Origin of the sequence: Terriglobus sp. RCC_193 (assembly GCF_041355105.1) — a bacterium.
Lineage (GTDB): Bacteria > Acidobacteriota > Terriglobia > Terriglobales > Acidobacteriaceae > Terriglobus.
The window spans coordinates 665,068-684,744 of record NZ_JBFUPK010000002.1; the positions used below are offsets into that span (position 1 = coordinate 665,068).

Annotated in this window: 18 protein-coding genes; 6 read left to right on the top strand and 12 right to left on the bottom strand. The window is 58.1% G+C overall.

Annotated elements, in window-relative coordinates; translation table 11 throughout:
* Window positions 1-37 precede the first annotated feature (37 nt).
* From AB6729_RS11515 to dnaN, 4 genes are all read right to left on the bottom strand, one after another.
* Window positions 38-2,857 (bottom strand): protease pro-enzyme activation domain-containing protein, encoded by a 2,820-nt coding sequence (locus tag AB6729_RS11515; protein WP_371081763.1) that lies wholly within the window; start codon window positions 2,855-2,857, stop codon window positions 38-40.
* Between the two features lie 186 nt (window positions 2,858-3,043).
* Window positions 3,044-3,883: an acetyl-CoA carboxylase, carboxyltransferase subunit beta gene (accD, locus tag AB6729_RS11520; RefSeq protein WP_371081764.1), complete on the bottom strand. Its 840-nt coding sequence runs from the start codon at window positions 3,881-3,883 to the stop codon at window positions 3,044-3,046.
* A gap of 117 nt (window positions 3,884-4,000) precedes the next feature.
* Entirely contained in the window at window positions 4,001-4,471 is a 471-nt protein-coding gene (locus tag AB6729_RS11525) for a hypothetical protein (protein WP_371081765.1), read from the bottom strand.
* Between the two features lie 239 nt (window positions 4,472-4,710).
* Window positions 4,711-5,877 carry a DNA polymerase III subunit beta gene (gene dnaN, locus AB6729_RS11530; RefSeq protein ID WP_371082617.1) on the bottom strand — a complete coding sequence of 389 codons (1,167 nt, stop codon included), beginning with the start codon at window positions 5,875-5,877 and terminating at the stop codon, window positions 4,711-4,713.
* A gap of 775 nt (window positions 5,878-6,652) precedes the next feature.
* Between dnaN and AB6729_RS11535 the strand changes: the two genes are divergently transcribed.
* From AB6729_RS11535 to AB6729_RS11545, 3 genes are all read left to right on the top strand, one after another.
* On the top strand, window positions 6,653-7,225 hold the full coding sequence (locus AB6729_RS11535; RefSeq protein WP_371081766.1) for a hypothetical protein: 573 nt from the start codon (window positions 6,653-6,655) through the stop codon (window positions 7,223-7,225).
* 239 nt (window positions 7,226-7,464) lie between these two features.
* On the top strand, window positions 7,465-8,847 hold the full coding sequence (locus tag AB6729_RS11540; RefSeq protein ID WP_371081767.1) for a DUF3300 domain-containing protein: 1,383 nt from the start codon (window positions 7,465-7,467) through the stop codon (window positions 8,845-8,847).
* A 29-nt stretch (window positions 8,848-8,876) separates the two neighbouring features.
* Window positions 8,877-9,830: a DUF2950 domain-containing protein gene (locus AB6729_RS11545; RefSeq protein WP_371081768.1), complete on the top strand. Its 954-nt coding sequence runs from the start codon at window positions 8,877-8,879 to the stop codon at window positions 9,828-9,830.
* A 33-nt stretch (window positions 9,831-9,863) separates the two neighbouring features.
* Here the strand turns inward: AB6729_RS11545 and AB6729_RS11550 are convergent, their stop codons facing one another.
* From AB6729_RS11550 to AB6729_RS11560, 3 genes are read right to left on the bottom strand one after another with little or no spacing between them, the layout of a single operon-like run.
* Window positions 9,864-11,012 (bottom strand): cation:proton antiporter, encoded by a 1,149-nt coding sequence (locus tag AB6729_RS11550; RefSeq protein ID WP_371081769.1) that lies wholly within the window; start codon window positions 11,010-11,012, stop codon window positions 9,864-9,866.
* Between the two features lie 21 nt (window positions 11,013-11,033).
* Window positions 11,034-11,876, bottom strand: a complete 843-nt coding sequence (locus AB6729_RS11555; protein WP_371081770.1) for an SGNH/GDSL hydrolase family protein — start codon at window positions 11,874-11,876, stop codon at window positions 11,034-11,036.
* Between the two features lie 55 nt (window positions 11,877-11,931).
* Window positions 11,932-12,876, bottom strand: coding sequence for an SPFH domain-containing protein (locus tag AB6729_RS11560; RefSeq protein WP_371081771.1), 945 nt, complete (start codon window positions 12,874-12,876; stop codon window positions 11,932-11,934).
* A gap of 267 nt (window positions 12,877-13,143) precedes the next feature.
* Between AB6729_RS11560 and AB6729_RS11565 the strand changes: the two genes are divergently transcribed.
* Window positions 13,144-13,842, top strand: a complete 699-nt coding sequence (locus AB6729_RS11565; RefSeq protein ID WP_371081772.1) for a DUF2461 domain-containing protein — start codon at window positions 13,144-13,146, stop codon at window positions 13,840-13,842.
* An 18-nt stretch (window positions 13,843-13,860) separates the two neighbouring features.
* On the opposite strand, the gene AB6729_RS11570 is transcribed toward AB6729_RS11565, so the two are convergent.
* Window positions 13,861-14,634: a TIGR03435 family protein gene (locus AB6729_RS11570; protein WP_371081773.1), complete on the bottom strand. Its 774-nt coding sequence runs from the start codon at window positions 14,632-14,634 to the stop codon at window positions 13,861-13,863.
* A 147-nt stretch (window positions 14,635-14,781) separates the two neighbouring features.
* Complete coding sequence (locus AB6729_RS11575; RefSeq protein WP_371081774.1) at window positions 14,782-15,168, bottom strand: hypothetical protein; 387 nt, start codon at window positions 15,166-15,168, stop codon at window positions 14,782-14,784.
* 352 nt (window positions 15,169-15,520) lie between these two features.
* Between AB6729_RS11575 and AB6729_RS11580 the strand changes: the two genes are divergently transcribed.
* Window positions 15,521-15,829 carry an HU family DNA-binding protein gene (locus AB6729_RS11580; protein ID WP_371081775.1) on the top strand — a complete coding sequence of 103 codons (309 nt, stop codon included), beginning with the start codon at window positions 15,521-15,523 and terminating at the stop codon, window positions 15,827-15,829.
* Window positions 15,830-15,932: 103 nt separating this feature from the next.
* Window positions 15,933-17,009, top strand: coding sequence for a hypothetical protein (locus tag AB6729_RS11585; protein WP_371081776.1), 1,077 nt, complete (start codon window positions 15,933-15,935; stop codon window positions 17,007-17,009).
* Here the strand turns inward: AB6729_RS11585 and AB6729_RS11590 are convergent.
* The 3 genes from AB6729_RS11590 to AB6729_RS11600 form a co-directional block, all read right to left on the bottom strand.
* Window positions 17,006-17,779, bottom strand: coding sequence for an isoprenylcysteine carboxylmethyltransferase family protein (locus tag AB6729_RS11590; RefSeq protein ID WP_371081777.1), 774 nt, complete (start codon window positions 17,777-17,779; stop codon window positions 17,006-17,008). The two genes, AB6729_RS11585 and AB6729_RS11590, sit on opposite strands and share 4 nt — an antisense overlap.
* Before the next feature lie 88 nt (window positions 17,780-17,867).
* Complete coding sequence (locus AB6729_RS11595; protein ID WP_371081778.1) at window positions 17,868-18,782, bottom strand: ParB/RepB/Spo0J family partition protein; 915 nt, start codon at window positions 18,780-18,782, stop codon at window positions 17,868-17,870.
* A 37-nt stretch (window positions 18,783-18,819) separates the two neighbouring features.
* Entirely contained in the window at window positions 18,820-19,650 is an 831-nt protein-coding gene (locus AB6729_RS11600) for a ParA family protein (protein WP_371081779.1), read from the bottom strand.
* Window positions 19,651-19,677 lie beyond the last annotated feature (27 nt).

Genomic DNA, 19,677 nt, shown 5'->3' on the forward strand with positions numbered 1-19,677 from the left:
TGCATGGAAGCAGAGCCGGGGTGACTTGTTGCCTCTTTTACTGGACTACTAATGTGACCGTGGTGGTGGCGGTGATGCTGGCTGCACCGTTGGATGGAACGCCTGTGGCCGTGATGGTGAGGGGATAGCTGCCCTTCGCTGCGGTTGTGCCGCTGGTCGAGGTGGTACTGCTGCTGCCGCCGCAACCGGACAGGCCGATGGCTGCTGCAGAGAGCAGTACAAGCAGCAGCGTCACAGGACGGATACGTTTCCGCAGGAAAAATGCTCCTACGAATCCAGCCGCAAGAACGGCTACGCCACCGCGCTGCCAAGGACCATGTGCGGGCAGCGAGGAGGACGCAAACTTTGAACTCACCGACGTGGCGCTGGCCGAGGCGCAGCTTGCCGAGGAGGTGTACAAGGTGAGGGTGGACGTGGCCGATGCGTTGGCCGCGACGGTGGCCGATGGCAGGCTATAGCAACCGGTGAGAGAGGCGGTCGTGCTTACCTTGAAGGAAACTGTTCCGGCGAAGCCAGTGCTGGCAATGGTGAGGACGTCTGTGCCGGTGCTGCCGCTGGTCACGGTAAGAGTGGACGCCGCGGGGGTAAGAGCAATGCTAGTGACAGTGGCCGTAGAGGTGACAGTGAGGTTAATGGTGCTGCTGGCGCTGTAGTAGTTTGTATCGCCGGCATACAGCGCGGTGGCAGAGTGAATGCAGGTGCTGGCTGTGGTTGTGGTACAGGCCGGCACCGTGTAGGTGTAAGTGTTGCTGCTCGCGGCCGATGTGAAGGTAGTAACGCTGGTGCCGTCGATGGACAGCACTACGGAACCGGTAGGCGTGGAGCCAGAGCCGCCGACCGTGACGGTCAAAAGATCCGTGGTGCCACCCGCGGGCGTACTATTGCCCGCGCTGAGGCTTACGGTAGGTGTCAGCTTTCCGCTGGTGCCGGTGGAGGACTTGAGTGCCGTGGCCAGGCCGCTGGCATCGAGCGAACCAAGACCGGTGACCATGTCATAGCCTGTACCGGCGCTGTAGCCCATGGTGCCGCTGGCGCTGGCACTGGTGGAAGAGCAGCCAGTCGTGCCTCCCTTGCAGGTTACGGCGTTGTTGCCGGTGGTGATGTCGTGGAAGACGCTGGTGCTGCTGCTGCCAGCGGCTAATGTGTAGAGCTTGGTGTTGATGTTGCCAAGGCCACCGGTGTTTCCAGTGGCCTGCTCAACGATAGCCAGCATCGCAGCAAAGTTTGGCGCGGCTGCCGATGTGCCTCCGTAGATCCAAGCACCGGAAGAATTCCCGAAGGTCGAACCATTCGTGCATTGATAGGTTCCGACAACGCAGACGAGATATCCGTTGGTCTGTGCGGAGGATGGAAAAGCGACGTCGGGTACGTCACGGTGTGCGTCTGAAAGAACCCCTGTTCCGGCTTGCCAGGAAGGTTTTCCGAAGATTGCGCTGGCGCCGCCGCCGCTGGCAGAAAGTGATCCGACCACAGCAGAGTCATTCCATGCGGTTTCCGGTATGTATCCCACAGCGGAGCCGCCGTAGCTGTTATTGGGGGAACTCCAATACTGGGAGGTGGTTCCGGTCAGCGTGGTTCCTCCGACCGCCGTTACATTCGGTGATGATGCCGGATAGGAGACGGATAGTCCGCCCTGCGCGACGGCAACGACGCCAGCGCTGTTAGGCGTTTCGCATGCAGTCGGGCCCCAGTCACCCGAGGAAACGAGGATGGTCTGGCCCTGACTACTCGCCTGCGCCAGCACGGGCTCAAGCACTGTGGTGGCATAAGAGGAAGCTTCGTTCTCGCAAGCTCCGTAACTCAATGTGAGGATGGGCGCCAGATTGTTGGTGATGGCGTAGATCATTGCTGTAAAGACGCCATTGTTTGTGGTGGCTGTACTGGTACCGGTGTAAATAAAAAGCACCTGCGCCCCAGGTGCGGAGCCACTGGCATACTCCAGATCTAACTCGCTCTCCTGTTCATCACTCGCGCTCAATTGGCCTGAACTGCCGGTGTTCGGCACCAAGACCATAGTGGGAAGCTTCTGTGTCTGCCCGGTGAGTTGCTGGAAATAAGTAAGCTGCGCCGAGGTAACGGAGGACTGACCGATGACGCCGATCTTGATTCCCGTGCCGTCATAACCTTGGGAAATCAAGGTGTTCATGCCAAAAATCTGCCGGAAATCCCATGGCACCAGATAGTGCGAGCCTGAAGTAGCTGTATATAAGGGAGAGACAAGCGGTGACTTCTGGATGGGCTGGATGTGGTAGCTGCTGATGCCGGTGATGCCGCTGACCACGCCTGCCAGGGACTGCGGCAGGCTGATGGCGGTGCTGTTCTCAAAGTAGTCCTGGTCGGCGCGGTGGAAGCGCTGCAGGGTGGTGGTGAAGGCGCTCTCCACTGCCGATGCGGTGCCGGAGAAGACGATGCGGTTGCGGCTGGGCGCTACCTCGTCCACGGTAAAACCCTTGGACGAGAGCCAGTCTTTTACGATGCTGAGGTCAGCATCGGACAGACCGAATTGTTCGCCAAAGGTCTGCGGTGTGAGCCACTTGTGATATTGCGGCGAAGACGGGTTCTGCTGATCCACGAGCAGTTGTTGCAAGGCGGCGGCCTGCGCATCGGTCGGCTTCAGAACCAGCGACATGCCGGTGAGCTGGGTTTCGCCGCCGAGGTGGCCCAGAACGGAGGCCGTCTTGACGCGCGGCGAGACGGTGGCTGGCAGCGAGACGCGGGGGTCTGACGACGAGGGCAGCGAATATAACCGTCGCGCTACCTGGCCTGCTGCAAGTGCGGGAAACACAGCTGCGGCGAACAAAACCACAGCGGCGATCACGCTGCGGAAACGGCGGGGGAAGGCTGAGGCATGCGTCATTGAGGGACCTTGGTTCTGGTTCAAGTGGCTAAATTCAAGCACAAAATGGGATACCGGGCAGAATCGCACGGTCTGCGGACATCCCGTTGGACGGTAATTCTATGCAGCAGTAAACACTGGCCGCCGGCATTTGTCGCCCGGAAAGGCGATGCAGGCATTGAGAAATGAACCAGTTTGGGAACTGGCTTATGCCGTCATCCAGGTAAATGCGCGGTCCAGATAGGCCTTGGTGTCCTTGCGTGAGACCACGGCGTCAAGGAAGCCGTGCTGCAGCAGAAACTCAGACCGCTGGAAGCCCTCAGGCAGCTTCTGCCGGATGGTCTGCTCGATGACGCGGGGGCCAGCGAAGCCGATCAGGGCTCCGGGCTCTGCGATGTTGAGATCGCCGAGCATGGCGAAGGATGCGGTGACGCCGCCGGTGGTGGGGTCGGTCATGAGGCTGATGTAGGGAATCTTCTCGTCTGCGAGGCGGCCCAGCGCGGTTGAGATTTTGGCAAGCTGCATGAGGCTGACGATGCCCTCCATCATGCGTGCGCCGCCGCTGGCGGAGATAATGAGCAGCGGACTGCGCGTGGCCAGCGAACGGTCCACGGCGCGGGCGATCGTTTCGCCCACGACGGCACCCATCGAACCGCCAATGAAGCTGTACTCCATCGCCGAGATGACGATGTCGCGACCGTTGAGTTTGCCTACGGCGTTGACGATGGCATCGTTGAGGCCGGTTTTGGCCTGCGCTTCGGCAAGCCGCTTTTTGTAGGGCTTGAGGTCCGTGAAGTTCAGCGGGTCGGTCGACTTCAGGTCAAGATCGACGAGTTCATAGCCGGGTTCCAGCAACAGTTCGATACGGCGACGGGCGTCCATCTTGAAGTGGTGGCCGCAGTGGGGGCAGACCTGGAGGTTTGCATCCAGTTCCGCGCGGAAGATCGCCTTGCCGCAATCCGGGCACTTGACCCACAAACCTTCGGTGCGGACAGTGCGCTCCGTCTCCGAGACGATCTCATTGTCTTGCCGTTTGAACCAAGCCATTGCGTTCCCTAGTGTATCTGGTTTGGAGGAAGTGGTGGTCTGGGGGTTCAAACGGCCCTGAATGCAGATGCTTCCCTGAGCGAGGGAAGAGTCGTGGTTACGGGATGTTTTCTCGCGTTATGCGAGACGCTGACGACGGATGCTTATAACGGCGAGTGCAGCAATCAACAAGAGCACCGTAAGTTGAAGGATGGCCACGATGGGTTCCTTGCCTGTGGGTGCGAACTGGTGGAGTGGCGGAATCTTCTGAAAGCTCTGCACGATGAGGACCAGCACGTTAAAGAACTGCAGGATGGATGCGGTGGCGATGTAGGTCTTCATCCATCCCTTTTGATAGGCGAGGATGGCAGGAATAAACAACACCAACGATATGGCGCCGACCACAATACCCGGTGTGACTCCGTGAAACGGAAAGAAGAAGCCTGTGATGCTGGTAAGTGCGGTTGTGGTAAGAAACACAAGATTCAACGTGCGGTTAAGCGAGCTGCCCAGGAAGCCGAGCAGAACCAGAAAACCGGTTGCGATGCCGATGAGGCTTAACGCTACGTGAAAGAGAGTAAAGATCTGCAGGCCTGTCATGTGAATCATCACCTCATGGGAAATGGGTGCTGCAACAACTTACCCGCGGGCATATGCCTACGGATGGATCACGATGTTTCTGAGTGGCGGAAGATCGTTGCCAGTATGTCAGTAAATGATTGTGTACGCGAACGATTTTTTAACGCTTCGATAGAAAACAGAAAAGCCCGGCGCGAGGCCGGGCTTCTTCAGGTGTTGGTCGTTGCACGAACACGCGCAAAGCGCGTCGAGGCCTCAATGGCAGATCGTCAGATGCGCATGGGCATCAGGATGTAGCGATACTTCTGGTCTTCATTGGCGTCTTCCGGACGCATCTGGCCTGCGGATTGTGCGTCCTTGAATTCGAGACGTACTTCGCCGGTGTTGCCGATGGCTTTGAGGAAGTCGATGAGATAGGCCGAGTTGAAGCCGACTACGAGCGGGTCGTAGTTGTATGGCGTTTCGATGGAATCCTCTGATTCACCCGCGTCCGTTGAGGACGATGAGATGCGGAGTTCGTTCTGCTCCAGGCGAATCTTGATGGCGCCGCTGCGCTCGTCGGCAAACTGCGACACACGCTGCAGAGCACCCATAAGGTCTTCGCTGCGGACGATGACGAACTTGTTGTTGTCGCGCGGCAGGACAGCTTCGTAGTTGGGGAACTGGCCCGTGAGTTTGCGGCTGGTGAGCACGCGTCCGCCGATGCGGAAGAAGAGGGTGGTTTCGTCGTCGGCAAATTCGATGAAGTCGTTATCTTCGCTGGTGGGCGTGTTCGCCAGGAGAGATGAGAGTTCACCCAGCGCCTTGCGCGGGATGAGCGTCTTCTTTTCGCCGGAGATGCCTTCGAGTGTTTCGCCGAAGCGCTCGACGTGGGCCAGACGATGGCCGTCCGTGGCGACCATGGCCATGGACTCTGCCTTGAGGACCAGCAGTGCACCGTTGAGCGTGTAGCGCGACTCCTCGCTGGAGATGGCGAAGATGGTCTTGGAGATGAGGCTCTTCAGCGAGGGTGCTGCCACCTTGACCGCGCCCACGGTGGGAAATTCCGGCACCTGGGGGAAGTTGGCGCGGGCCATGCCCACCATCTTGGTGTTGGAGCGACCGGCGCGGATCTGCACCCAGTGGTTATCCATCAGCTTGATGGAGATGTCACCTTCCGGCAGCAGGCGGATATAGTCGTAGAGCTTGCGGGCGGGAACGGTGCATGCGCCGGACTTTTTCACGCGTGCCGGGCAGGAGGTGCGCAGGCTCTGGTCCAGATCGGTGGCCGTGATGGTCAGGCGTTCGCCGTCGGCCTCAAAGAGGAAGTTCGACAGGATGGGGATCGTCGTCTTCCGTTCCACGACAGACTGTGCGGCGGTCAGTTCGCGAAGGAGTTCCGCACGAGTGACCGTGATATCGAGATTGCCGGTAGGAGCGGCGCCGCTGGTTTCCATCGAAGGGAGCGAAGCAGTGGTGGACACGGGAGAGACCTCCGAGAGTTCAGGACAAATCTTTGTGTGCGGCGGCAACGGTTTGAGTCAGCGTTACGGAACGGACTGTGGGCCGGATGCCTGAGTGGATTTCAGCGTATCACCGCGCTGCTGCGTTTCCCAAGGCTGCTTTTGAGGATGGGTAACAAAGCGGGTTCGTGGTGGTTTGACAGGGCTAATCGTAGCGGGCCGGGGCATGTGGAAGGTACGTACGAAACCGTGGAAAGCAGGGACACGGCGTCACGCGAGTTCCAACACGGTGGATGCGAAGACTGCTTTTAAGAACCTGAGTGAAAAGGAAAGATTGAAATAGCCGTCGTAGTCGTTTGCCGAGGAAATGTGGATGAACGTCCCATGATGTTGTTGTGGCAGGAGTTAAGTGGTGGACGAGATTCAGAAAAAGTGTCCGCGAAGAACGGAAGCTGTGTGTCGCGGGGAGGAGATTTCTTATAGGGTGGCCAGGTTTACCCGTATTCCACAGGGTTCCTCACAGGCAATGTGCGCCGGAGGGGCGTGTGGAAGTGGAAAGCGGGGGCCGAACCGCGTGGTTGCGGGGATTGTTACGGCTTTTGTATCCACAGGCTGGCCGTTTGGGCTGAGGAATATCGGGTTTGTCCACTGTTTGCACAGGGTTACGGGAATGTGTGGATTGTGAGGGCCAAACAAATTTTGCGGTTGGGGAAGAGATGAAAAATTTGTTACGGTGAGCAACGGAAATGGTGCATGAGGGATGACGACGATGAAAAAGATGATTCTGGCGGCAGCGATGCTGATGGCAGTACAAAGCAGTGGGGCACAGCAACCGGCAGCAGCCACCCCGCGTCCGGCACCTGTGCCCGGTGTGATTGCGTCGCATCCGGACTGGCCTAAGGCGAATCCGGAGGATGTGAAGTCGCCTGAGGCGATCATTCAGGCGCTGTCAGACACCATCTCTGGCGAGGCCGGAAAGCCGCGCGACTGGAATCGCTTTAAGAGCCTGCTTGTTCCGGGATCAGGACGGATGACGATCGTGCGCCACAGCAAGACAGGAGCCGCGGACCTGACGATTCTCTCCACGGACGACTATCAGGCGCGTGCGGGGAACCAGACGTTTTATGAAAAGCCCATCGCGTATGAGAAGCAGAGCTTTGGGCATATGACGCATGTCTACGAGTCGTACGCGATCTTTCACACCCCCACGGACACCACGGCACAGGCACGCGGGGTGAATAGCTGGGAGCTGTTGAACGATGGCACGCGTTACTGGATTTTGCAGATCTACTGGGATACGGAGCGGCCAGATAATCCGATTCCGGCGGCGTTGGCGAAGTAACGGCAGAATCCAGAGACGTTGTGACGCGAGGAGTGCTATGAGCCGTTCTCAAGGGTTTGGTGTGCTCCAAAATACAGTTCTTCGCCTGTTCGAATGCACAGTAGCTGGTTACGTGCGGAATCTGTGTACTGGCTGAGCGTTGCGTTGCATCGCCTGAAATACACGCAACCGCCAAAGTCTTTCCTGCAGGGGAGAACGTGATGGTGAGGACCTGTTTCAAGCAGTTTTTAGCAGTAGTTTTGAGTTTTCTGCTGGTCTTTCCGGCAACGGAACTGCACGCTCTTGCGCAGCAACAGGCACCTGCACCGGCGACTGATTCTGCTCCTCAACCGGCGCCGCTTTCCGAAGCGGAGCTGGAACAGGTGGTGGCTCCGATTGCGCTTTATCCGGATGCGCTGGTTGCGCAGGTGCTGGGAGCAGCAACCTTTCCTGACCAGGTGACTGCCGCGCACGACTGGCTGGATCAGAACAAGAAGCTGACCGGAACGTCGCTCTCTCAAGCGGTGGACAAACAGTCATGGGACCCCAGTGTGAAGGCGTTGACGCAGTTTCCGTCTGTGCTGGACAACATGGTGAAGAACCTGAGCTGGACATCATCGCTGGGCGAGGCGTATCACACGCAGGCCGCACAGGTGATGACCGCGATTCAGTCGCTGCGTGCCAAGGCGAAAGCTGCGGGCAATCTGAAGACAGGTTCGCAGATCACGGTGGTGCAGCAATCGCCGGATGTGATCGTGATCCAGCCCACGAATCCGCAGGTGGTGTACGTTCCGCAGTACAACCCCACGGTGGTGTACGGTGCGCCGGTGCAAACGCCTGGCTATAGCACCGCGGCGGTGGTGGGAACAGCGCTGCTTGCCTTTGGTATTGGCATTGCGGTGGGTGCGGCCATCAACAACAACTGCTGCGGTTGGGGCTACAGCTACTGGAACTGCAACTGGCATGGTGGCGCGGTTGTTTACCGAAGCAATGTTTATTACGGAAACAGGGCGTGGCGCGGTGGCGTGTATGGCTCCAGCGTGACCGCCTATGGACCTTATGGCGCGGCTTCTGCCGGACGCGCTTATAACCCGACCACAGGAACCTACGCGCGTGGAGCAGCCGTCTCCACTCCTTACGGGGCGCGAGCAGCGGGGCAGGCTTACAACCCTTACACGGGCACTGCTGCTCGCGGAGGTGCGGTTGCGGGGCCGAATGGTGCGGCCGCAGCGGGGCAGGCTTATAACGCTCGCACCGGCGCTTACGCTTCCACGCACCAGGCGGCGAATGCCTATGGAAATGCCGGTAGCTCGGTCGTCTCAAGGAACGGTCAGACGACCTATACCCAGCATGAAACTACTGCCCGCGGTTCCGTTGCGGCTGTTGAGAACTCACGCGGTGGTGCGGCTGTTGCGGGAACGGGAGCACGTGGGAATAGCGCGGCTGCTGTGCGGACCGCGAATGGCAACCGGGCCGTGGACGTTAATGGCCATGTCTACACCAATACGGGAGGCAACCGTGGCTTCGGTGCGCAACGGAGTGGTGGCGTCTTTGGTGGGAACGGCAGCGGCTGGGAATCAAGACAGGCAAGCGCGCGGGGCGCCGCAAGCCGTGGTGGTGGCGGCTTCAGAGGCCGCAGATAGCGTTACGAGAAAGCTTCTGGAGAAGGAAAATGTCGATGCAAAATCGCAAACTCGCGCTTTCGACCCGTCTGCTGGCGCTCGCCCTGTTTCTTCCGCTGGCCGCCTGCAATCGTTCTGATGGCAATAAGGCGGTAGAGCCTTCTGCTAAAACGTTCACCTCTCCGGAGGATGCGGCAAGCGCTCTGGTCGCAGCAGTGAAATCGAAAGACGAAGGCACCATTCTTGGAATCTTCGGCCCGGATTCGAAGCCGGTCATCTACTCTGGCGACTCTGTTGAGGACAAGAATGCCGCGATGAAGTTTATCGCTCGGTATGAGGAGATGCATCGTTGGCGCAGACTGGACGACGGCAGCGAGTCACTGGTGATTGGCGCGGATAACTATCCATTCCCGATTCCTCTGCGGAAGAACGCTGACGGCAAGTGGTTCTTTGATACCGCGGCTGGAAAAGAAGAAGTTCTGTCGCGGCGCGTGGGACAGAATGAGTTTGACGTGATGGACATCGCCGCAGGCATTGCAGACGCACAGGCGGAATACTTTAGCCAACCGCATGATGGTCAACCCGCAAAACAATACGCAGCAAAATTTCTAAGTGATCCGGGCAAGCAGAACGGACTGTACTGGAAGACCAGCGAAGGTCAGCCGCCGAGTCCGCTTGGGCCCCTGGCTGCTTCCGCAACCGCTGAGGGATACGCGGCAAACCCGAGCGGACACACCACGTTTCATGGCTACCTGTTTAAGATGCTTAACAGTCAGACCGATAAAGCTCCGGGTGGTGCTAGGGCTTATTTCGTGGATGGAAAGATGACGAATGGTTTCGCCTTCGTTGCCTATCCCGCAGAGTACGGAAACTCAGGCGTGATGACTTTCATCATGAACCAGGACGGCGTGCTGCTGGAAAAGGATCTGGGAACGAACACAGTTCAGACTGTCTCTGCAATGACCGCGTTTGATCCTGATCCGAGCTGGAAGATTGTTCAGTAATCGCTTGTGTTGCGAGCGTGGCGTGACTTACGTTTACGCCTCTGGTTCTGTGGCGATGGACAGGCCAGGGAGAACCAATGATGGCAGGATCGTTGTGACTGCGGCGTAGACCAGAAGACCTCCGTAGAGAGCATCGGGGATATGGAATGCTTCATGGAGGACGCCTGCGATGACGAGTGTGAAGATCAGCGTTGGCTCAAGCGCGATGGCAACGCGGAAGGCTGCCTTTGCTGTTCGATGCGAGAGATAACGCGTCTGCAGCCAGTTCTTACTGAGCCGGATGGGTATCACAACGATGGAGAGCAGCACTCCATAGAGAAGAGACTTGAGAACCAGCGCGCCTGAGGGTATGTCCATCCCCTCATGAAAGAAGTAGAAGGGGATGAAGAAAGAAGAGAACAGGCGCACGGCGTGCAGGTTTTCTGGAGAGGCGAGTTTTGCCATTCGTGTTTTGAGAAGGCTGGCGATTATTCCTGCGATGAACGCGCCGATCAGGTAATGGATGCCAAGATTCTGCGTGATGACTGCGCACACGATGCCGACCATGAGCAGAAGAGAAAACTCAGACCCTGGCGCGTACGGGACGACGTATTTGCCGAAGAACAGAAACAGAAACGGCGTAAGGACGATAAGCAGAAGAAGAACAAGTGCGGACGTACCAAGCACAACCATTGATCCCGACTGAGAGACGAGAAAGAGCAACAAGAGCGCCATGATTTCGCCGGCGATGGCGTCGATGCTTACCTCTGCCTGTTCGCTGGTGTCGAGGCCGGAGTTGGGTAGCGTGTCGAGGATGAAGCCGGTGGACGGTGTCAACAGACCAAGCGCCAGCAGAGTTGCCGCCTGCCATGACATATGAAAATAACGAATGCCGACCCATGCGAATGCACAGAGAAAAACAGTACGGCTGGCCAGGTACCCACTGAGTCGCGGCAGCTGCTGACGGATCTCGACGAGATCAACCTCAAGACCGGCGAGAAGAAAGAGCGCCGCGATTCCGAAGGTGGCAACCACGGTTCCAACGCGATCGCCGACCAGCGGCTTGAAAAAGATGGCGACGAGGATGCCGAGGGCGAAGCAGGTAAGAGGCGCCGGTATGCGGAATCGCTGGAGTGCGCGGGGCACAACCAGCAGGCCGAAGATCAGGATCAGGTACGTCAGGGTCGTGGCAGGTATGTGCATTTTTTCCTATGTAACTATGGCTTACTCCGTGAGGGCTACTGCTTCTTCATACAGCATGTTGCCTACTACTTTGTGTGTGGCGGTTGACGGATGGCCTTCGTGGTAGAAGAAGTAGGTTTCCGGTGTGGCGCAGGGCGTGGTGTCTTCATTGCGTAGAGCGCGTCCGGCGCACTTATCCGTGGTGTTAGTGAAGCCGTACTGTGATGGGTGCATGATGGCTTGATCAAAGAATGGACCCCAGTTGCTGAGCGCGATCTGGATGTCCGGATACTTTGATTTCATCTGTTGCGGAAGCGTGGTGAGTTCGGCGTTGGCGCGTTCGCCTGCGGTGGCGAACTGCGGAATCTTCACCGGCAATAAGGCGACCATGAAGCGGCGCGCGCCGAGGGCGTAAAGCGTGTCAATGAGTGCTGCTTCATGGTCGCGTGTTTGGCCTGCAGGGAGTGTGCGATCGTTTAGGCCGCCAAGCAGAAAGAACATAGTCTGCTTGGCATCGAAGTGTATGTCGCCTGCTTTTACGAGTGTGGCGAAGTCATCCACCTGGTTCCACATGCCGCGGCCCAGCAACTCGCGATGTGGTCCATAGCTGCCTTTGCCTTCGCCGGATCGTGCACCGCTGACGGCGAAGTTGAGACCTTCGCGGATGGGGTGTTCGCTGTTTGTCTTCGGGTCGCCGAAGTAAGTGAAGGGGATGCCGAGGCGTTGTGCGAGATAGACGATGGCTGTTGGTCCATTGCCGTCAATGTAGCCGGCACCAGAGTCGGAGTAACTGTCGCCGAAGACATACATTTGCGTGTAAGGCTTGCTCTGCGCGTGGCAGAACAAGGGGATAAAGAGCAGGAGAGCAAGCAGCCGCGTAGCCATCTTCATATGCGAACGAAGTATAACTGTCGCTCAACCCTCTGTATGTACCACCTGGCTATAACGCCGTATTTGATTCACCCTTGGTTGCGCGATGCGTTCCTCCTCGCAGACCCGCAAGGATCTGTTGCAGGAAATCATTGGCCGCGCCGGGATTGTTGGGCAGGAAGAGCGTGTTGGTTCCGCTGCGAATGCCAATGTCCTTTAACGTGTCAAAGTATTGCGTGAGCAGAACAAGCGCCATGACATCTTCCGCGGTGGCGCCGGGAACAGCTTCGCGAAAGTGTTCGATGGAGGCGCGCAGACCGTCGATGATGGCCTGGCGTTCCGCAGCGATGCCTCGACCCTGCAGGGCTTTGCTTTCCGCTTCTGCTTCGGCCTGCTTCACCTTCAGAATCTTGTCGGCTTCGCCACGCGCCTGCGCCGCCACCTGGCTGCGCTGTGCGGCGTTGATGTCGTTCATGGCGTCCTTCACCTTGCTGTCCGGAATGATGTCCGTGACGAGCGCGTTGAGGATGTTGAAACCGAAGTCGTGCATGGTGTGATCGAGCTCGGTCTTTACGGCGATGGAGATGCCGCTCATCTGCTCGAAGGTGTCGTCGAGCGTGAGCTTGGGCACGTGGCCGAGGATGGAGTTAAAGACGAAGCTTTCAATCTGCTTCTGCGGACGCGAGAGGCGATAGAAGGCATCGAAGATTTTGTCGTCGACGACCTGGTACTGCACGCTGACGGGAATCTGCACGAAGACGTTGTCGCGCGTCTTGGTCTCAACCGAAAACTGTGCCTGCTGCACCTGAAGGTCGACGAAGAAGACGCGCTCTCCGTATGGAATGAGCACGTGCAGGCCGGGGCGCACGATGCGATGGAATTTGCCAAAACGTTCAACCACACCCGCCTGCGAAGTGCGGACGGTGTACAGGGTTTTGAGCAATGTGACGAGGGCAATAAGAGCAAGAATGGCGATAAGGATGATTCCTGCGATCGGAAAACCTGAGCCTTCCATGAATGACCCCTCCGGGTCGAATACACAACGACTTTCTGACCGATGTTATGGCCATAACTAAGCATAGTCCTTTGTTGCAGAGAACGCGGTAGCTCACGCGAAGCGTTGCAGTAGCGCGAGAAGAATGCAGGCTTCGGCTTCGCTCAGGATGACGGCCTTTGACCGTATGAGCTTGGCTTAGGGTGACGGCCTTTGGCCGTATGAGCTTTTGTTGCGATACAAGAACTACGTTGCTTCTTTTGACTGAGGCATAGAATCAAATCCGTCATGCCGACACAGTTCTCTCCTGCCGCGATTCGTTTCTTGAAAAGTCTGAAACGCAACAATGATCGCAACTGGTTCAATGATCGCAAGAGCGTGTTTGAAGAGGAAGTGAAAGCGCCGTGGCTTGCATTGATTGACGAGGTGAATCATGCGATGGCGGACTTTGCACCGGAGTGTGTGAAGCCTGCGCCGAAAGCGATGTTTCGCATCTATCGCGATACGCGTTTCAGCAGCGACAAGAAGCCTTATAAGACGCATGTGGGTGCGTGGTGGTCGCCTGCTGCGCTGGCCAAGACCAGCGGTGCGGGTTTCTATGCGCATGTGGGTGCGGACGATGTCACGGTAGCCGTGGGTGCGTTTATGCCGCAGCCGGAGCAGATGCTGGCCATGCGCAGGCATCTGCAGCAGAACCATGAAGCCATGCGCGCGCTGATGAATGATAAGAAGCTGCGCAAGCTGTTGCCGGACCAGGAGACGATGCCGCTGATACGTGTGCCGAAGGGCTTTGTCGCAGATGATCCTGCCGCGGAGTTTCTGCGGGACCGCAAATGGGGACTGTCTGCGACGCTGCCACTCGAAGTAGCCACTTCACCCAAGCTGCTGGATGAGATTGTGAAGCGATTCCGTGCTGCGGCTCCGCTGGTGGCTTTGTTAAATGCGCCCTTGCTGCAGGCGAAGACGCCGCGGCGAACGTTCTTCTAAGCCAGGATCACAAACTACTTAATTCGGTATGGGGACTTCGTCGACATGGTCGATGATGATCGTCTTTACGGGGACTTTGGCTGGTTTCAGGTCAAGTCCCAGTTGTTCTTTTATCGCGGTAAAGAAGGATGGCAGATCCGTAGACGTGGTTTCATCGGGCGCGTAACGCAGGTCCATATTGAAGAGACCTGTGAGGCCGGTGTGGTTCACAACGGGCAGGTGAGCCGCAAGAGACAGCAGGCCTGCAATTCCGTCGGCATCCACTCCGCGGCCCTGAATGTGACCGGGAGCAAAGAAGTTCTGTGCAAGCTCTCCGGCTTTCATGCCCCACTTCACGGAATCGGGGCTGATCGGAGTGAGCTTGGCACCGCTCTTAGCCGTGGTGATTTCATAGCCGGAAACCGACTTGCTTCCGAAGTGATAGGTGAGGTGGAAGCGTTCGATGAGCAGTTGTTGCATCAAGGGACGGAGGGATTCATACGTCCACGTGACGCCGTCGGGCATGCTTGCGCGAATGTTGTATTGCGTATCGAGCGCATGCTGTGGCCCTTCGATGGAGTCGGGGTATTCCGGCTTGAATGCTATCTCCAGCAGATTTCGTAACGTGAGGCAGGTGGCGTCGAAGTGGCTGCTGCCTGGCGACGGCAAACCTGCACATCCTGGTGTTACATGGGAAGGATGAATTGCTGCTGTCTCAAACGCGATCGCGTTTTTAGGAGGCTGCTGCGCGGGCGCAGCATTCACAAGCGCGAGGAGCGCAACAATGTAGCAAAGCTGAGAACGGATTCGCATGGGATGGTAGGGCAAAGCCTAATCCTGATTGAGACGAGGCGCAAGGAATGCGAGAGAGTGCGGGTTGCGCATCCAGTAAAAAGACCGGGCAGGGAGCATCCAACTCCCTGCCCGTTAGCGGAGAGGGCCGCTTTCGGAGAAAACTTTTTAATTCTGTGGAGGCGGGCCACCGGCGGGGCGTCCCTGCGGCATGGAGGCCAGATACTCATCGAACTTGGGCTTCTGGTCGTCGGTGAGCATGTCCTTAATCTTGGTGTTTTCGTCTTTGCGCATGTCCATCATCTTGGTGCGCATGTCAGGGTCCTGCGCTTCGCGGAGGGCCTGCATCTTCTTCTGGTCTTCGGTGTAGAGCGCCAGGATCTTGGTCTTCTGATCCGGGGTAAGGGTGACGGCCTTGTCGATGGCCTCAACACGCTGCTCTGGTGCCATCATGCCTCGGCCCTGTGCGAGCATCGGCATGGAACAGAGTGCTGCGCTACAGACAGCCACGACGCTGATGCGGGTGGCGAAGGTACGGATCGTTGTCATGTTCATGGCGGTTCTTTCTTCAGTCAGCAATCGCCGGTCCCGAAGCTTCCGGTGGCCGGAGTCTGAGCCTAAAGACGGGTGAGGGCGCAGGATTGGTTTCAGAAAAGGCAGCGATTTTTGCGGTCGGAAATGCAGTTTTGGAAGGTGAAATGTACCCGGATGGGCACCTTTCCACAGAAAACCAGAGAAAAACCCAAGAAAACCCGAAAAAACCGAGGTTTACCGATTGACAAGCGGTGTGCGAAAGTCCATCTTGATATGCGGAACGGTTGTGGGACCCGCATGAACACTGGCGATTTCTGCAGGCGGAACCACGACCCAGGATCCGAGATTTCTCTCAAACGAAGGAGTAATACCAATGGCAAAGGGACTGACGAAGACCGCACTGATCCGCACCATCGCAGAACAGCTCGAACTGCCCAACAAGCAGATTGCCCTGTTCTTTGACACGCTGGCAGCAACGGCTGTGAAGGAAACGAAGAAGAATGGCGAGTTCACCATTCCCGGACTGGGCAAGTTGGTAAAGGCTGAGCGCAAGGCTCGCACCGGCCGTAACCCGCAGACCGGCGAAGCCATCAAGATCAAGGCGAAGACCGTTGTGAAGTTCCGCGTGGCCAAGGCTGCGAAGGACGCAATCGCTCCGGTTAAGGCTGCTGCCAAGAAGTAGTTTCACCGCGAAGCAGACGTTTCGCAAACCACACAAAGCCGCGACGGCTATACGCTGTCGCGGCTTTTGTTTTGCCTGATGGCTGACGTATAAGGGAGGCGTTATGCAAAGCCTCTCTCGTCGGCGTTTTCTTGCCCTCTCTGCGCTTGCCGCTTCGCATGCCTATGCCGCACCGCGCGGTGCGGAGCCGCATTCGCTGCTGTCGCCCTTCAAACTGGATCGGCTGGTGCTGGCGCCGTCGCATGAGGACGGAACGTATGACAGCAAGAGCGTCGACTGCCCCTTTGTCTTTCGCAACGGCAAGCTCTGGTACATGACGTTCGTCGCCTTTGATGGCATTGGCTACCAGACGGGCCTGGCTTCGTCAGAAGATCTGCTGCAATGGAAGAAGGTGGGCTGCATCCTGCGGCGCGATGCCAGCAATCCCGTGTTGAAGTACAACGTGGCGATGAACTGGATTCTGCGCGAGAACGATCTTGCATCGCAGGGGCGCATTCAACGCGTGCAGGGCAGCTTTGTTGGCGCCTATCACGCGTATCCTTCGCAGGGATATGAGAGCGGCGCCGCGGTGATTGGACTGGCGCATAGCAAGGATGGGCTGGCATGGACGCCGGGCGACATCATCCTGCGTCCGGAAGATGGCGCGGCATGGGAGCGTGGCGGTTTGTACAAGCCGTGCCTGCTGCGTGAGGACGATACGTTCTATCTCTTCTACAACGCGAAGGACCACACCACCGGGCCGTGGCATGAGCAGACGGGCGTGGCGATGTCAACGGACCTGAAGACGTGGACGCGCTACGAAGGAAATCCCATTCTGCGCAATGGGCCAGCGGGGTCGTATGACGCGCACTTTGCGAGCGATCCGTGCGTGCTGAAGAACGGCAGGGAATGGGCATTCTTCTACTTTGGCCTGGATGATAAAGGCGTGGCGCGTGACCTGGTGGCCAGTGGCCCCGACCTGTTTCATGCAACGAAGCAGGAGACGCCCGTGGTGGATGTGGGGACGCCGGGATCAGTCGATGGTATCTATGCACACAAGCCGTCAGTGGTGATGCACAACGGCGATCTGTATCACTTTTACTGCGCGGTGGGTGGCGACCGGAAGAATCCGTTGCGGGGCATCTCCGTGGCGCGCTCGCGGCCTTTCAGCGATGCAGAGCGCGCCACGGTGATGGCTTAAGCCTCGGACCTGGGAATGAGTGCGCGGAGCGCCACGGACACACCGAGCGAGATGAGGATGCCCTGCGTGATGTGGAGGACCGTGTTCTCCCAGCTGAAGCTGTCGGCCCATCCCAGAATGGCGAAAGAGATGGCTGCGCCGAGCATATAGAACTCGCTGAGGATGCCTTGCTTCCAGTTGGGATGGCTGGTGCCTGGAGCGGTACACGGCTTCATGGATGGGACGATGCGCGGTACCTCTTCAAGATACGCGCGGTAGGCTTCGCCGAGATGTCCCATCAGGTAGGGTTCTTCGCGACCGATCAGGCGCAGTTGCAGCAGCGTAATGAGGAGAATGCAGAGGGCTGCTGCCTCCGGCCGCATGAGAAACGCCAAGGCAATGGTGTGCAGAATGGTGCCCAGATACAGCGGATTGCGAACGTAACGAAACGGACCATCTGCGATGACACGATTGCCCACCATGCCGCCGCGCTTTACGGTGGATGCTCCGAGATAGGCAGCGCCCCACGTGCGCAGCAGCGCACCCGCAAACGCGAACAACAGGATGACCACCAATGCGCTGTTCCAGAACTGCGCGAAACGCGCATACTGTGGCCGCGAAAGATTGTTTGCGATGTGGAACCACACGCTGCCATTGCTTAGGAAGCTCCATAACGCAATGCCGTGAAAGCCATTGTGATAGTCGGGCCAGGGGGCCGCAAAACATAGCGTGTAGATCAATGCGTGGATCAGAAAACGGTGTTTGTACTCGAACGCGGAGGCTTGCATCATGGTGTGGGGAACATCCAGTCCTAATCTTTTAGGAGTGACCTCCTAAAAGATTAGGAGATCATATGGTTTCGCTCTGTAACAGAGGAAGTCAGTTTGCCGAGAGCATGGTCAACAACGTATCAAAGTCTTCCAGGTTGCTGTACTCAATGACCACGCGTCCTTTGCCGCGAGTGTCCTCGATGCGAACCTTCAGGCCGAGCGAACGCTGCAGTTTGTCCTGGGCCGCTTTCACGTTGGGATCGATCTCGGGTTCTTCGGAGGTTTGAACCTTGCCAAGTTTACGCTCGGGATCCAGCAGCCCTTTTACATAATTTTCCGTGCCGCGGACCGAAAGGCTCAGCGCCTGAATTTTCTGCGCCGCGGCCAGGATCTGGGCTTCGGATTCCAGCGCCAGCAAAGCGCGGGCGTGTCCGAAACTCAGGTCGCCGCCTTCTACCTTTTCCTGTACAGCCTGCGGCAGCCGCAGCAGGCGCAGGAAGTTGGCCACAGAGGCGCGCTCCTTGCCGGTGCGCTGCGCCATCTGTTCCTGCGTCATTTTGAATTCGCGGCCCAGTCGCTCATAGGCGCGGGCCTGTTCCATGGGATTCAGGTCGGCCCGCTGCAGGTTTTCTACGATGGTCATTTCCATCGCCTGCTCGTCGGAGACCTCGCGGATGAAGACAGGGATGGTCTTTTTGCCAGCGCGCTGCGACGCCAGCCAGCGACGCTCGCCGGCGATGAGCTGATATTTGCCGCCGGATAGCGGGCGCACCACGATGGGCTGCACCACGCCTGTGGCCGCAATGGACTGCGCCAGTTCGTTCAGCGCCACTTCATCGAAGCGGGTACGCGTCTGAAACGGGTTGCGCACGATGGTGGTTACGTCCACCTCCAGTGGCTTGCCGGAGGGCGCTGCGGGAGGGGCCGGTGGTGGCGTGGGAGCGGGTTGCCGCGCGGGGAGCAGCGCCTCCAGCCCCCGTCCAAGGGCTCTGCGCTTGGGATCCTGTGTTTTTACGTCGGACATGATGTGGTTCCTGTCTTTTACCTACTAGGGGCTGTCGTTACTCTTCGGATTCTTCGTCGGGTACGTGAACTACGGCTCCAGCGGGATTGCCTTCCGTGGTGAAGACACCGTTGCGGGCGAGCAGTTCGCGGCCAAGGTCGCGATAGGCTTCAGCGCCGCGCGACTTCGCATCGTAGGCGATGACGGGCAGGCCGTGGCTGGGCGCTTCGGCCACACGGACGTTGCGGGGAATGGTGGTGGTGTAAAGCTTGTCGCCGAAGAAGCCCTTGATGTTTTCAGCGACCTGCTGCGAGAGCGAAGTGCGCGGGTCGTACATGGTGAGTACGACACCTTCGAGACCCAGATCCGGCTGGAAGGCTGCGGCGACACGATCGAGCGTCCCGGTAAGCTCCGAGATGCCTTCCAGGGCGAAGTATTCCGCCTGCATGGGAACGAGGAGGGTGTCGGCTGCCACAAGGGCGTTCAGTGTCAGCAAATCGAGCGCGGGTGGGCAGTCCAGGAAGATGAAGTCATAAGAGCCGCGGATATCTTCCAGCGCTTTACGGAGACGGAACTCGCGCTCGGTCTGCTGTGCCAGGTCGAAGTTGGCCCCGATGAGGTCCTTTGAGCTGGGAATCAGTCGCAGATTCTCGACGGCTGTATCCAGTGTGATCTCCGCTGCAGTGACTTCGCCCAGCAGCAGATCGTACACGGTCTTGCGGTCTGGATCGCGGGCTACGCCGAGACCGCCGGAAGCGTTAGTCTGCGGGTCGCAATCGACCAGCAGAGTCGACAGGCCATTGAACGCAACGGCTGCCGCAAGATTGATCGCGGTCGTGGTTTTTCCCACGCCACCCTTCTGGTTGACGACTGCTATGACTTTGCCCATGGCGCTTCGCCAGAGTAGCAGGGGAAG

Coding starts and splice junctions, on each gene's coding strand:
- AB6729_RS11515 (WP_371081763.1), bottom strand. CDS start 2,857: ATGACGCATGCCTCAGCCTTCCCCCGCCGTTTCCGCAGCGTGATCGCC.
- accD (WP_371081764.1), bottom strand. CDS start 3,883: ATGGCTTGGTTCAAACGGCAAGACAATGAGATCGTCTCGGAGACGGAG.
- AB6729_RS11525 (WP_371081765.1), bottom strand. CDS start 4,471: ATGATTCACATGACAGGCCTGCAGATCTTTACTCTCTTTCACGTAGCG.
- dnaN (WP_371082617.1), bottom strand. CDS start 5,877: ATGGAAACCAGCGGCGCCGCTCCTACCGGCAATCTCGATATCACGGTC.
- AB6729_RS11535 (WP_371081766.1), top strand. CDS start 6,653: ATGAAAAAGATGATTCTGGCGGCAGCGATGCTGATGGCAGTACAAAGC.
- AB6729_RS11545 (WP_371081768.1), top strand. CDS start 8,877: ATGTCGATGCAAAATCGCAAACTCGCGCTTTCGACCCGTCTGCTGGCG.
- AB6729_RS11550 (WP_371081769.1), bottom strand. CDS start 11,012: ATGCACATACCTGCCACGACCCTGACGTACCTGATCCTGATCTTCGGC.
- AB6729_RS11555 (WP_371081770.1), bottom strand. CDS start 11,876: ATGGCTACGCGGCTGCTTGCTCTCCTGCTCTTTATCCCCTTGTTCTGC.
- AB6729_RS11560 (WP_371081771.1), bottom strand. CDS start 12,876: ATGGAAGGCTCAGGTTTTCCGATCGCAGGAATCATCCTTATCGCCATT.
- AB6729_RS11565 (WP_371081772.1), top strand. CDS start 13,144: ATGCCGACACAGTTCTCTCCTGCCGCGATTCGTTTCTTGAAAAGTCTG.
- AB6729_RS11570 (WP_371081773.1), bottom strand. CDS start 14,634: ATGCGAATCCGTTCTCAGCTTTGCTACATTGTTGCGCTCCTCGCGCTT.
- AB6729_RS11575 (WP_371081774.1), bottom strand. CDS start 15,168: ATGAACATGACAACGATCCGTACCTTCGCCACCCGCATCAGCGTCGTG.
- AB6729_RS11580 (WP_371081775.1), top strand. CDS start 15,521: ATGGCAAAGGGACTGACGAAGACCGCACTGATCCGCACCATCGCAGAA.
- AB6729_RS11585 (WP_371081776.1), top strand. CDS start 15,933: ATGCAAAGCCTCTCTCGTCGGCGTTTTCTTGCCCTCTCTGCGCTTGCC.
- AB6729_RS11590 (WP_371081777.1), bottom strand. CDS start 17,779: ATGATGCAAGCCTCCGCGTTCGAGTACAAACACCGTTTTCTGATCCAC.
- AB6729_RS11595 (WP_371081778.1), bottom strand. CDS start 18,782: ATGTCCGACGTAAAAACACAGGATCCCAAGCGCAGAGCCCTTGGACGG.
- AB6729_RS11600 (WP_371081779.1), bottom strand. CDS start 19,650: ATGGGCAAAGTCATAGCAGTCGTCAACCAGAAGGGTGGCGTGGGAAAA.